The organism is Stenotrophomonas sp. STEN022, assembly GCF_056760155.1.
In genome coordinates, this window is the sequence record NZ_JBRREG010000041.1 from 1 (window position 1) to 13,039 (window position 13,039).

11 protein-coding genes are annotated in these 13,039 nt (G+C 65.0%); 5 read left to right on the forward strand and 6 right to left on the reverse strand.

Annotated features, from left to right (window positions below; all coding sequences use genetic code 11):
• Positions 1–117: 117 nt before the first annotated feature.
• From ACVOMF_RS10380 to ACVOMF_RS10390, 3 genes are all read right to left on the reverse strand, one after another.
• Positions 118–1,089, reverse strand: a complete 972-nt coding sequence (locus tag ACVOMF_RS10380) for an MBL fold metallo-hydrolase (protein ID WP_481509210.1) — start codon at positions 1,087–1,089, stop codon at positions 118–120.
• Positions 1,090–1,189: 100 nt separating this feature from the next.
• Positions 1,190–2,023: a helix-turn-helix transcriptional regulator gene (locus ACVOMF_RS10385; protein ID WP_481509211.1), complete on the reverse strand. Its 834-nt coding sequence runs from the start codon at positions 2,021–2,023 to the stop codon at positions 1,190–1,192.
• Positions 2,024–2,026: 3 nt separating this feature from the next.
• Positions 2,027–2,725, reverse strand: a complete 699-nt coding sequence (locus tag ACVOMF_RS10390) for a VIT1/CCC1 transporter family protein (RefSeq protein ID WP_481509212.1) — start codon at positions 2,723–2,725, stop codon at positions 2,027–2,029.
• A 203-nt stretch (positions 2,726–2,928) separates the two neighbouring features.
• Here ACVOMF_RS10390 and ACVOMF_RS10395 point away from each other — a divergent pair, with 203 nt between their 5' ends.
• From ACVOMF_RS10395 to ACVOMF_RS10405, 3 genes are all read left to right on the forward strand, one after another.
• The gene (locus tag ACVOMF_RS10395; RefSeq protein ID WP_481509213.1) at positions 2,929–4,293 is read left to right on the forward strand and encodes a glutamate--cysteine ligase; all 1,365 of its coding nucleotides are present in this window, start codon (positions 2,929–2,931) and stop codon (positions 4,291–4,293) included.
• Positions 4,294–4,442: 149 nt separating this feature from the next.
• Positions 4,443–5,081, forward strand: a complete 639-nt coding sequence (locus ACVOMF_RS10400) for a glutathione S-transferase family protein (RefSeq protein WP_481509214.1) — start codon at positions 4,443–4,445, stop codon at positions 5,079–5,081.
• Between the two features lie 11 nt (positions 5,082–5,092).
• Positions 5,093–5,611: a DUF6265 family protein gene (locus ACVOMF_RS10405; RefSeq protein WP_481509215.1), complete on the forward strand. Its 519-nt coding sequence runs from the start codon at positions 5,093–5,095 to the stop codon at positions 5,609–5,611.
• A 65-nt stretch (positions 5,612–5,676) separates the two neighbouring features.
• Here ACVOMF_RS10405 and ACVOMF_RS10410 read toward each other — a convergent pair whose 3' ends face one another.
• Positions 5,677–7,362, reverse strand: a complete 1,686-nt coding sequence (locus ACVOMF_RS10410; RefSeq protein WP_481509216.1) for a hypothetical protein — start codon at positions 7,360–7,362, stop codon at positions 5,677–5,679.
• A gap of 333 nt (positions 7,363–7,695) precedes the next feature.
• Here ACVOMF_RS10410 and bla point away from each other — a divergent pair, with 333 nt between their 5' ends.
• Positions 7,696–8,535 carry a subclass B3 metallo-beta-lactamase gene (gene bla / locus ACVOMF_RS10415; RefSeq protein ID WP_481509240.1) on the forward strand — a complete coding sequence of 280 codons (840 nt, stop codon included), beginning with the start codon at positions 7,696–7,698 and terminating at the stop codon, positions 8,533–8,535.
• Between the two features lie 237 nt (positions 8,536–8,772).
• Here bla and ACVOMF_RS10420 read toward each other — a convergent pair whose 3' ends face one another.
• On the reverse strand, positions 8,773–9,474 hold the full coding sequence (locus ACVOMF_RS10420; RefSeq protein ID WP_481509217.1) for a LytR/AlgR family response regulator transcription factor: 702 nt from the start codon (positions 9,472–9,474) through the stop codon (positions 8,773–8,775).
• Complete coding sequence (locus tag ACVOMF_RS10425) at positions 9,462–11,171, reverse strand: histidine kinase (RefSeq protein ID WP_481509218.1); 1,710 nt, start codon at positions 11,169–11,171, stop codon at positions 9,462–9,464. Before ACVOMF_RS10425 ends, ACVOMF_RS10420 begins: the two co-directional genes overlap by 13 nt.
• A 171-nt stretch (positions 11,172–11,342) precedes the next feature.
• On the opposite strand from ACVOMF_RS10425, the gene ACVOMF_RS10430 reads away from it, so the two are divergent.
• Positions 11,343–12,929 (forward strand): alpha/beta hydrolase, encoded by a 1,587-nt coding sequence (locus ACVOMF_RS10430; RefSeq protein WP_481509219.1) that lies wholly within the window; start codon positions 11,343–11,345, stop codon positions 12,927–12,929.
• The last annotated feature ends 110 nt before the right edge of the window (positions 12,930–13,039 follow it).

Consider the following 13,039-nt stretch of genomic DNA (forward strand, 5'->3'; position numbering starts at 1 on the left):
GCAACAGCCACAGCAACAGCCACAGCAACAGCAACAGCAACAGCAACAGCCACAGCCACAGCAACAGCAACAGCAACAGCAACAGCCACAGCAATAGCCACAGCAACAGCAACAGCATCACTTCAGCGGTGAGAACTCACCCGGCACCCACGCAAACGCCTCAGCTGCGCGACGCACATGGCCGAGACCCGGGAACGGCAGGTGCGCACCGGCGACCCACCAGCCCTGGTCGGATGCTTCGGCCATCAACCGGCGGCGGCTGGCAATGGCGGCGGTGCGGTCGCTGTCGGCCTCGAAGGCGGCATCCGGGCGGGCGAACTGCACCGCATGGAAATGCACGATGTCACCCCACACCAGCAGCTGCTGGGCGCTGTCGCCCTCAAGCAGATACGAGACATGGCCCGGGGTATGGCCGTGACTGTCCAGTGCGGTGATCCCTGCCGGAAGAGGATCGCCCGAACCGAACCGGTGCAACTTGCCGGCGGCAACATAGGGCGCCACTGCGTTGCGGGCCAGACCAAACGCGAACCGTAACGGTTGCGGCGCGGTGGCTTCGCTGGCCGGGTCCAGCCAATACGCGGCATCGGCCTGCGACAGCCATACCGTGGCTTGGGGGAAGGCAGCCTTGCCCTGCGCATCCAGCAGGCCGCACATATGGTCCGGATGGGCATGTGTCAGCAGCACATCATCGACGTCGGCGGGGTCGTAACCGGCGGCGCGCAGGTTGCCCAGCACCTGCCCAAGTCCCGGGCCGAAGCATTGCGCAGTGCCGGTGTCGATCAGGCTCAGATGATCGCCGCGTTGCACCAGATAGGCGTTGACCGCGGTCTGCAGGCCTTTGCCATCTTCCGGTACATAGCCATGCTCCAGCAGACGGGTGACCGCACCGGGATCAATGCCGACCAGTTCCTTGCGGCCCAGTGCCACCGTGCCGTCAAACAAGGCGGTTACCTGCAGTTCGCCGATCTGCTGATGATAGACACCGGCAACCTGCTGCTGCACGACATGCGTGCTGCGCGCCTGCGCAGCGCAACTGGCGGCGAGGATCAACAAGGCAGCGGCAATACGGTGTCGGGGACGGATGCGCATGGGGGTTCCTGCAGATACGGCTGTGCCGCGGGAACTCAATGCTGCGCTGGAGTGCCGCCGCGTTTCGCTCACAATGCTGCGCGAAACGCTCGCATCGTGATCAGCTGTTGCCGATTGCCGCGGGCTCCAGGCCGTAGCGTGCGGCGAAGCGCTTGTTGAAGCTGCCCAGCGAGCGATAGCCGGCGCGCGCTGCTACGGTCTTCAACGGTAGTCGTGTGGTGTAGAGCAGCTGCATGGCATGCGCCAGTCGCGCATCGGCCACCAGCTCGCGCACGCTGAGTTGTTCGCTGGCCAGTCGCCGCCGCAGGGTCGCGCCGCTGAGGCCCAGATGCGATTCGAAATCACGGGACTGCCAATCACGTTCTGGCTGTGCGGCAACCAAGTCGCGGATGCGATCACCCAGGCCGGGTTCGGGCGCGACCAGCAGGCTGCCGTGGCCGCGTCGGCAGAACGCCACCACCAGCGCGGCCAGCGCAAGCCTGGCCTCGGTGTACTGGCCGTCCTGCAAGGCCTGCCGCCATTGCAGCAGGGCGCTGCCATGTTCGGCCAACGGCAAGCGTGCCAGCGCGTGGCCGGCATCGGGCAGGGCGTCAGTCCATAAGGCGCGCGCTGCGGCCAGTACCTCCGGGCATAGCGGCACGATGGCGCTCAGATACAGGCCACTGTGTGGATCGGGAATATTGACCACGTCGATGCGGCTGCGGCGGGTGATCAGGAACAGATCACCTGGGCCGAATTCCAGCGATTGCTGCGCGGTCCGGGCCTGCTTGCGGCCCTGCAGCAGGATGGCGAACTGTGGCTGCGGGATGTCCACCGAACTGGCACCGTGTTCGCGGCGCGCGGTGATGCAGGCATAGCCTTCGGCACGCTGGCAGTCGACCAGCGAGGACAGCTGGGCCAACAAGTTGCTGGTTGTGTCGGCTTGGACGTTCATGGCTTACACGGTGATCTGGAACAGGTGGCCGATGGCTGCGGCTGCGCCCATCGCCAATGCGCCCCAGAACACCACCCGCAACGCGCCGCGCAGCACGGGGGCGCCGCCGGCGCGTGCGGCCAGTGCGCCGGTGATACATAGTCCGACCAGAGTGGCGGCTGTGGTCACCTGCGCTACCAGCGCGTGCGGAGCCAGCAGCGCTGTCAGTACCGGCAACGCCGCACCGGCGATGAAAGCACTGGCCGAGGCTGCCGCCGCCTGCAGCGGCCGGGCCCGCAGTTCCTCGGTGATGCCCAGTTCGTCGCGCGCATGCGCGGCCAGTGCGTCGTGGGCGGTCAGCTGTTCGGCAACCTGCTGGGCAAGTTCGGGGCTGAGCCCGCGACGGCGATAGATGCCTGCCAGTTCCTGCAGTTCGCTATGCGGGTCTTCGTGCAGCTCGCGCCGTTCCATGCTCAGGTCCGCATGTTCGGCATCGGCCTGGGACATCACCGAGACATATTCGCCGGCCGCCATCGACATGGCGCCGGCCACGGTGCCAGCAATGCCGGTGGCCAGGATGGTCGAGGCGCTGGCGCCACCGGCGGCCACGCCAACCACCAGGCCGGCGACCGAGACGATGCCGTCGTTCGCGCCCAGCACGGCGGCGCGCAGCCAGCCGACGCGGTTTGAACGGTGGGTTTCACTATGGTGGGCGCGGGTCATGCCTACAGTGTAGGACCAGTGCCCAGTCAGCCGCGGAATGACTCGCAGGCGCAGCGCGGGCCACGGTCAAGTCTGCTTTTATAGGACGCTGAAAACCGCTGCCGTGACACGATGGCAATGTGCGCCGATATATAGTGCGCCCTTGCGATGGCGGGGGCTGGCCCCCACCTTCCCGCCCTGACCAGAATTCTGCGAGCCTGCCCTTGTCGAGCCCGAGCCACGTCGCTGATACACCCATCACCCACCGCGACCAGTTGGTCCAGAGCATCGCGTCTGGTGAAAAACCCAGGTCGCAGTGGCGGATCGGTACCGAGCACGAGAAGTTCGGGTTCCGCCTGGATGACCTGCGTCCGCCCACGTTTGAAGGCGAGCGTGGCATCAACGCGGTGCTCGACGGGCTGACCCGCTTCGGCTGGGAGCCGGTGCTGGAGAACGGCAATACCATCGCACTTCTGCGTGATGGTGCCTCGGTGAGCTTGGAGCCGGCTGGGCAGCTGGAGCTCTCTGGTGCTGCATTGGAAACCCTGCACGAAACCTGCGTGGAGACCGGCAGCCACCTCAACGAAGTGGCGCAGGTGGCCAGTGAGCTGCAGTTGGGTTTCCTCGGCATGGGCTTCCAGCCCAAGTGGGCGCGGGCGGACATGCCGTGGATGCCCAAGGGCCGCTACCAGATCATGAAGAGTTACATGCCCAAGGTCGGTTCGCTCGGCCTGGACATGATGACCCGCACCTGCACCACCCAGGTCAACCTGGACTACGCCAGCGAAGCGGACATGGTGAAGAAGTTCCGCGTGTCCTTGGCGCTGCAGCCGATCGCCACCGCGCTGTTCGCCGATTCGCCGTTCACAGAAGGCAAGCCCAACGGTTATCTCAGCTACCGCTCGCACATCTGGACCGACACCGATCCGGACCGCACCGGCATGCTCGACTTCGTGTTCGAGGATGGTTTCGGCTACGAGCGCTACGTCGATTATCTGTTGGACGTGCCGATGTACTTCTCTTACCGCGACGGCATCTATCACGATGCCAGCGGGCAGAGCTTCCGCGATTTCCTGCAGGGCAAGTTGCCGGTGCTGCCGGGCGCGTTGCCGACCCTGCGTGACTGGTCGGACCACACCACGACCGCGTTCCCGGAAGTGCGGCTGAAGAAATATCTGGAAATGCGCGGCGCCGACAGCGGTCCGTGGAGCCGCATCTGCGCGCTGCCGGCGTTCTGGGTTGGCTTGTTGTATGACGAGACCGCACTGAATGCAGCCTGGGACCTGGTCAAGGACTTCAGCCTGGCCGAACGCAACGTGCTGCGCGATGGCGTGCCCAGGCAGGCGATGAACCTGCCGTTCCGCAATGGCACGGTGCTGGATCTGGCGCGCGAAGCCCTGACGATCTCGCGCGACGGCCTGCGTCGTCGTGCCGCGCTCAATGCCGATGGTCAGGATGAAACGCGCTTCCTGGATGTGCTGCAGGAGATCGTGGATTCCGGCAAGACCGCGGCAGAGCGCAAGCTGGAGCTGTTCCATGGCCGCTGGAATGGCAGCGTGGATCCGTTGTTTGGCGAGTTTGCGTACTGATTGAGTGTGATCGAGGCGGGGTGAGGGCTTAGTCTTTCGCCTTGGTTGTCGCTTTCGCCTTTGCTCTTTTGCCGTCATTCCCGCCTTCGCGGGAATGACAGTAATGGCGCAATTGCTAGACTGCGGTCTCACCCTCTGGAGTCAGGCGCATGGGCAGCACGGCAGAAGAAATCGTCTTCTATACCAATCCGATGTCGCGCGGGCGCATCGTGCGCTGGATGCTGGAGGAGTTGGGCCAGCCGTATCGCACGGAAGTGCTGGAGTACGGTCAGAGCATGAAAGGCTCGGACTTCCTCGCCATCAATCCCATGGGCAAGGTGCCGACCATCGTGCACCGTGGCGTGGTGGTGACCGAGGCCGCGGCGATCTGCGCCTATCTTGCCGATGCGTTTCCCGCTGCGGGGCTGGCGCCAGCCTTGGATGATCCGCTGCGCGGCAGTTACCTGCGCTGGTTGTTCTTCGCCGCCGGACCGGTGGAAGCTGCTGTCAGCGCCAAGGCCCTGGGCTTGCTGGCGCCGCTGGAGAAAGCCGGCACCGTGGGCTATGGCAGCTTCGAGCAGACCATCGATACCCTGGAGCAGGTGGCCGCATCGGCATCGCCATGGTTGCTTGGCGAGCGCTTCAGTGCGGCCGATGTCTATGTCGGCAGCCAGATCCTGTGGGGGCAGATGTTCAAGAGCATGCCGGCGCGTGATGCATTTGCCGCATATGCGGAACGCCTGCGTGGCCGCGAAGCCTGGCAGCGTGCCTCGGCGCTGGATGATGCCTTGATTCCACCGCGCGGCTGAGCATGCGCAGGATGCGGCTCTCGCTGAGTGGGAAGCGTGGGACGATCTGTGGAATCGCAGGTCCCTTTTTCCTGTCGGTGCTGCTGTTGGCAGCGATGACAACTGCAACGGCCGGGGAGCAGGTTGCCGACACGCCGATTGTTGCTTTTCATTGGTTGCTGGGGAAATGGACAAGGGTTGATCTGCCGGGCGGCCGAAGCGGCGACGAGCAGTGGCGGACGCAGGACTCAGCGCTGATCGGTGTAGGCAGCAGTTATCGTGAGGGAGCCCTGCGCTTTCGCGAACAGCTGCGTATCGTCGCCGAGGGCGACGATGTGTTTTACGTGGCCGATGTCCCGGGCAATCCCGCTCCGGTAAAATTCAGGCTGATCGCGCGCGACGGTCAGTCTGCCGTGTTCGAGAATCTGCAGCATGATTACCCGCAGCGGATCACCTATCGCCGTGATGGCTCACGTCTGATTGCAACGACCTCAGGCAACGGGCGTGAAGAAAGGTTTCTGTTTGAACGCGCGGATGCCGCTGTCAGATAGGGCGGCATCCCTGCAGTCACCACTCTGGTCGGTGGCTAACCAGACCAGAGATCAGTTGGACGTGCTCAATAGCGCGCAGCTGCCAGTGGCGTATCTGCCCATTGCCAGGCTGCTGCTTGCTGGCGTTTGCTTTCGGCCGCTGCATCGGCTTGGCCCAACATCTGTTGTGCCTGTGCCAGCCCGAACAACGACCAGCCATTGGCCGGATAGGTCTTCAGGTCCTGACTGAAGGCTTCGGCTGCGGATTCCGCATCACCTGCATCCAACAGCGCGGCGCCCAGGTAGGGGCGCACCGGCAGCGGCCAGTCGGCGGGCTCGTTGTAGGCCAGGGCATCTTCGGCGGCTGCAGCTTCTCGCAGGGCGGTGATCGCTTCGCTGTGTTTTCCTTGCGTGCGCAGCAGTTCGCCACGCAACAAGGCATCGGCCACACGCAATACGCTGTCGGCGTGATTGATGTCGAAGAAGCTGACCTGTGCCATCGCCGTATCAGTCGCGATTGCATGCAGTGCCTCGGCTTCGCGTGCTGCTTCGTCCAATGCGCCCTTGCGCGCATGTGCCATGCCGCGGGCGAAGTGGCGGATCGCCGACGGATAGGGCAGCTCAGGAGTGGCGTCGCTATCGGCGAGAATGCCGTCCCAATCGCCGAAGCGGACCTGGGTAAGCAACGGTGCGACCACGAACTGCTGCATGAACTGCATCGGGGCCTCGCCCATGGCCGCGCGGTCCGCCCGATCTGCCGTCTGTTTGGCGGCTTGCATGGACAGTGTGCGCGAGCCGGTCAGTCCCGTGGTCATCGTGGCGAAGTGCCAGTTGTGCGGCACGTAGCCCAATGGATAGACGCCATTGCTGCCACGGCAGACCGCCAGGAAGTCCTTGTCGGCGGTGGTCGCGGCCAGATTGGTCAGGGTTGCATCGTGATAGCGGCCAACGCGGATGTAGATATGCGCGGGCATATGCACCAGATGACCGGATCCGGGCGCCAGTGCAGCCAAGGCGTCGGCGTAGGGCTCGGCACGCTTTGGCTCGGGAGAAGATTCCATGGCGTGGATGTAGTAGTGCATCGCGCCGATATGGCGCGGGTTGCGTGCCAGCACGCGCTCCAGTTCGCCGACCAGTGTCTGCGTGAACTCGGCGGGCTTGCCATCCTGCCAGTAGGCCCACGGCGAGAGATCCATCAAGGCCTCTGCGTACATCGTGGCGGCATCATCGTCACCAGGGAACTTCGCGACCACCCCGGCCATCGCATCGGCGTAGTTGCGGTCCAGCTGCCTGCGGTCCTCCGGTGCGGGGTCGGCGTAGCGCTTCTGTAGTGCCTGGATCAAGGCTTGGTCGACAGGTCGCGCGCCAGTGGCAAGGGTGGCGGCACGTGCCGCCAAAGCGGTGGCTTGCTTGGCAGCTGCCGGGTCCATCGGCAGATTGATGTTCGGCCCAAGCACCAAGGCTTGGCCCCAGATGCACATTGCACATGCAGGGTCCAAGCGCGCGGCTTCGGCGAATGCACGTCCGGCAGCCTCATGGTTGAAGCCATAGGCCAGACGCAGACCCTGGTCGAAGTAGCGCTGCGCCAATGGCACCTTGCTGCCGATGTCGCGGTGCAGGTCGCCGAAGGTGTCGAACAGCGGGAGCTCGCTGGCATTTGCTGCCGGGGCTTTCTCGACGACGGCGTTTGGTTTGTTGGAAGTGTCGCAGCCCGACAGCGCTGCAGCCGCAAACAGGGACGGAAGCAGCAGGGACAAGGATCGACGGATCATTGTGGCTTCTCGGGGCGGATGGACGCGAAGATACTGCTGGGGCGGCTGCGTGGTGATACGCCGCGATGAAAACACCGTAAAAATTGCAGACCGGAGAATCGCAATTACGGTGTGTTGCGAACGCCGGCCGTTCATTGCCGGATGGCGCGGCGCTTGGCACGTATCGTGCCGGCCTGCCCGCAGATGGGCGAAGGCCAAGAAAAACTCATGCCTCGGCCCAGTTCTACGCATTTGTCGCAATTTCCTCTACGGCGCACAGTTCCTGCACGTATTGGACAAGGCGCAGAGATGATGCAGAAGCAGGGAATTCGCAGGAGATTGCAGGTGGCAGCGATGCTGCTTGCCGGAGCGGGGTCGGCGGCGGCGTGGGCTGGACCGCCCGCGGACTGGACGACACCGATCAAACCATTTCATATCGTCGACAACATCTATTACGTAGGCAGCGAGGGACTGGCTGCGTACCTGATCGTGTCGGAGCAGGGTGCGATCCTGCTGGATGCGCCGCTTGCTGCCAATGCGGATCAGATCGAACGCAACATCGAAAGCCTGGGTGTGCCGCTGCATGATGTGCGGCTGCTGCTCAGCAGCCACGCGCACGCCGATCATGTTGGCGCGATGGCGGCACTCAAGCGGGACACCGGTGCGCGCTATGCCGCCAGTGCTGGCGACCGCTGGGCGCTTGAGAACGGCAGGAACCAGGGCGACAACAACTACGGCGTCCAGCCCTTCGATCCGATCAAGCTGGATGAGGTCGTCAGCGATGGGCAGAAGCTGCGGCTTGGCGAGGTTGAACTGACCGCACATCTCACCCCGGGGCACACGGCCGGTTGCACCAGCTGGAGCATGATCGTGAATGACCGTGGCACGCCGCGCGAGCTGTTGTTCCTGTGCAGCATTACCGTCGCCGGCAATACGCTGGTTGGGAATCGGAGCTATCCGGCGATCGCCGAGGATTTCCGCGCGACATTTGCAAAGCTTGGCGCGATGCAGGCGGACATCGTCCTGAGCGGCCATCCCGATACCACCGGCATCCTTGAGCGGCAGGCGCAACGCGCTGATGGCGATGAGGAAGCATTTGTGGACCCCGGCCTGCTTGCCCGGCTTGTGGATGAGCACAAGGAGAGTTTTGAGGACGCGTTGAGCAAGGCGCGTTCAACGACCCAGCGGCCTTGAGCAGGCGCCGGGGATTCCATCGCCGGGCACCCTGATCGAGCGGACCTGGCTCTTCAGCGGAACCATGTAGCCCGGGTAAGCGCAGCGCACCCGGGGATTGGTTGAGTCGGCTATGGCGCTGATGTGCCTGTTGCAGTGATTGCCTGGGCATGCGGTTTGATGACGCTCTACAAGCTCCCGGGTGCGCTGCGCTTACACGGGACTACGGAGTCCGTTCACTTCAATGCGTCGGTTGGTTCATTCAAGCGCAAGTGCCTGTCGCAGGCCGGCCACATGGGCACGCCCGACCGGCAGCTCCGCGCCGCCGTTGAGCACCAGCCAGTAGCGACTGCCACTTCCCGAGTGCAGGGTGCTGATGTGGCGCAGGTTGACCAGATAGGAACGGTGGCAGCGGATGAAGTCCGGCGGCAGCACCGCGCTCAGGCCAGCCAAGGATTTGTCGTGCAGCTCACTGCGACCGTCGCGCATGCGCAGCTCGCTGTAGTCGCCATCGGCACGGATCCACTGCACATCGGCCAGTTCGACAAGTGCCGTGCCCTGCGCGCGCCAGATGCCTAGGTAACGCGCGCGCCCTGAGCTGTAGCGGCCTACATCGAGCAGGCGTTCCAGTGCCTGGCCAAGCCGCTCGCGCGAGAACGGCTTGGGTACAAAATCCAGCACGCCGTGCTCGAAGGCCTGCAGGGCGCGCTCGCGGTGGGCCGATACGACCACGCAGTGATAACGGCCGGCGACGGCGCGGCGCAGCAGGTCAAAGCCATCTTCGCCGCCGAGGTTGAGGTCGAGCAGCAGACCGTCGTAGACGCTGCGCTCCAACCGGTCACCTGCTGCATCCAGGTCGGCGACGGCATCGAAGCGTGCACGCGAGCCTGCGATTTCCGCACACAGGCGCATCAGGCGCTGGCGGACCAGCGGTTCATCTTCGACGATCAATATGCGCATGTGAGCTCGATCCGGCTGCACCAGTCGGCGCCATCGGCGCCTTGGCTGTAGTGCCAGCGGTTGGGATGGGAAGCGGCCAGGCTGGCCTCGATGTAGCGGGTGCCGGTGCCTTGGCCGCGATGTGGTGCGGAGCCGCGTGCGCTGCGCAGCTCAAGGACCCAATGTTGATTCTCGCGTTGCACGCGCAGGTGGAACGGTCGTTGCGCGCAGGCCACCGCGCCGGCATGGGTCAAGGCGTTCTCGACCTGTGCATGCAGCACGCCGGGTGGCAGCGACAGCTGCAGGTCGTCGGCATCGACTTCCAGCGTCATTGGCTGGTCCAAGGCCTGCCCGACGATATCCAGATGGTTGCGGCACAAGGCCAGCTCTTCGCTGAGAGGAACGCTCTGGCGGCTGCTGCTCTCGCGCAGGCGGTCGAACTGCTCGGCCAGCGATTCGACCAGGCTGCTTGCCTTTGTCGGGGCTTGTTCGATCAGTTCCTGCAGGCAGGTGAGCGTGTTCATCAGCCAATGTGGCTGGATGCCACGCTGCAACAGCTGCAGCGAGAGGTTTGCCCGCTCTTCGCGCAGACGTGCGTTGTGCAGGTCCAGCGCCCGCACCTGCGCCGCATGGCAGAGCAGCAGGAAGCCCATCAGCACCGCGAGCAGCAGGAAGTAGGGGCCATCGAGGAAGGCCCCGGGCGCAAACAGCAAGGCCAGTACCCCGGCGACCAGCAGGGCCAGGATCGGCCAGCGTTCTTCGCGCTCACCCTGGGCCCGCAACAGCAGCGCAGACGAGGCCAGCAGACTCAGCAGCAGTGCTACCGCCGAGCGGATGTCGAAGCTGGGTAGCAGCACGGCAGTCATCACCAGCGCGGCCGCGTAGGCGATGCCCAGGCCCTTGGGAACGGCAACGCCGTAGCGTCGGGCAAGATAGGCAGGCAGCAGCATGGCCGCTGCCACGTGCAACGCCAGCAGCGCATACAGGCGCAGGCCGTGCCATGGATAGGGGTAGCCGAGCAACGGTCGCCAGCCTTCGACCACCGGCAGTGCAATCCCGACCGCGCACAGCGCGAGCAGCAGTCGCCCGCCAGGCATCTGCGGCCGACCGTGCTGTAGCGCAAGAAAGTACAGACAGGCTGCTGCCAGTGCACCGGTTGCGAGGGCTGCGATCAGCCAGGGCAGGACCATGCGTTGGTACAACACCACGGCCGGCGCCACCGCAACCAGGGCATCGGCGCTGTACAGGCCGAACTGCTGGTGGTGGCTGGACGCGAGTACCAGCAGTTCGTCGGTACCCGTGGGCGAGGAAGGCGGCAGTACGCGGGTGATGTCGACCTGACCGGGCTGCTCCTGCGCGGCGCTGGTGCCGACGACGCCATTGCCCTGCATCGGCTGGCCGTTCCAGTAGAGCTGGCTGGCGCCACGCAGCGACAGGCGCAGGGCGCGGCCGCCATCGTCAGGCTGGGTGGACGTGGGCGATTGCCAGCGCAGCCAGTACGGGCCGCGCCAACTGGCCAGCGCTTGTTGATCGATTGGCTGCCAGCTGATGTCCGCAGGCGGCGAGGTCGGCAAGCCGCCAGTAGCGGTGACGCTGGCGGGGGCCATCTCTCCGCTCAGCACTTGCACGCTGTTGACGTCGCGCAGCAGCACAGCCAGCCACGCGGCGACCGCGAAGACCAGCACGGCCAGTACGCTCAGGATTCGTAGGATCGGCATGGGCCTATCGTATCGGCTGCGTGGAGACGCTGGGCGGTGAGTTGGAGCTGTTCGGCGGACGCACGCCCCGCAAGCGCCGTTGAGGGAGGGATGCTGGCTCCGTGGCGAGGCAACGGGAGGTTTCTCCGGGTTGTCGGTGCCACGGCCACACCCACCTAGTCGGAGCCCACCATGTCCAACAACTCTCTGTTCGTTTCCAGTGCCCGCCGTCCTTGCCTGCAGTCGTTGGCGGCTCCTTCAAACGCCTCGCTTGTCGCTGGGTATCAACACGACGCTGGCGGAGTGCTTGTGACCGGCAAGGGGAAGCTGGGGCGTGGCGGTCGCCTGTTGGCGCTGTGCCTGGCCCTGGTCTGCGCCTCACCGGCGCTGGCCAAGGACTCGGTTGCGCCGCTGGTGTTTGCACCCTATGCAATGCAGACAAAGAACAACGGCACCATCGCCACCGAAGAGGCCTTCCTCGAAGTTCCGCGTCGCCACAGTGAGCCGAACGGGCCGCGTATCCGCCTGCGTGTCGTGCGCTTGCCTGCGACCGGTGGCGATGGCCGCAGTGCCCCGGTGGTCTATCTGGCCGGCGGCCCGGGTGGTTCTGGCTTTGGGACCGCGTTGGGCCCGCGCTGGCCGGTATTCGACCGGGTTCGCCGCGAGACCGACGTGCTGCTGCTTGATCAGCGCGGCACCGACTTCTCCGAGATGCCGCCCGAGTGCCCGCACGAGCAGAAGTTTGACGATGCCCAGCCGCTGCAGCGCGATGCGGCCCTGGTCGGAATAAAGGCCGCACTGGCCAGCTGCCTGACCTTCTGGAAAGACGCCGGGGTTGATATGGGCGCCTACACCACCGCCGAGAGCGCCGACGATATCGAGTACCTGCGCAAGGCGATGGCGCTGCCCAAGCTGAGCCTGTGGGGCATGAGCTATGGCACGCATCTGGCACTGGCCACCGTGCGTCGCCACCCGGACAGCCTGGAGCGCGTGGTGTTGATGGGCAGCGAAGGCCCGGATGACACGCTCAAGCTGCCGCTGGCCGGTGATGCCTTGCTGGCTGATCTGGCAGTCATCGCCAAGAAGGACGGCTTCGAGGATCTGCAGGGTTCGGCACAGCGTGTGTTGGCCAAATTGCGCGAGCAGCCGGGGCAGGGCAGCAGCCCGATGCATAAGGGCAGGAAGGTGACCATCGGTGAGTTTGATGCGCAGATGGCGATCGCGATCGCCCTCGGCCGCCGCTCCACCCAGCGCATGCTGCCGCTGGCACTGCGTGAGGCCGAGGCCGGCAACTACGACCTGCTCGGCGCCATCGCGCTGATGGTGCGCGAGGGCTTGGGTGGCTGGCGCGCCATGCCCACGGCAATGGACGTGGCCTCCGGGCAGAGCCCGCAGCGGCGCGCATTGGCGGCGGCGCAGGCCCGGCAAAGTCTGCTCGGCGACGCCTTGAACTTCCCGTTCCCGGAAGTTGCTGATGGCCTGGGCATGCTGGACCTGGGTGAGGCCTTCCGTGCGCCACTGCGCAGCGATGTGCCGGTGCTGTTCATCAGCGGTACGCTGGACGGCCGCACCCCGCATGCCAATGCCCAGGCGCTGCTGCCGGGCTTCAGCAAGGGCAAGGAGCTGCTTGTGCGCAGCGCCAGCCATGACAACGAAATGTGGGTAGGCAATCCGGCCATCGCCGACAACATCGCCGGTTTCCTGGCCGGGCGCGGTCTGACTGCGGAAGTGCTGGATGTGCCGCTGCCGGTGTTCATCACTGACCGGTCCGCGCTGTAATTGAATTGCAAAGCCGGGGCCAGGGTAGGGCTTCCTTGAAGCCCTGCGCCGACCCCGGTTTTCGGACTTTTTGTGGGAGCGGTGTAAACCGCGAAGCAAGCGGCGTTCAG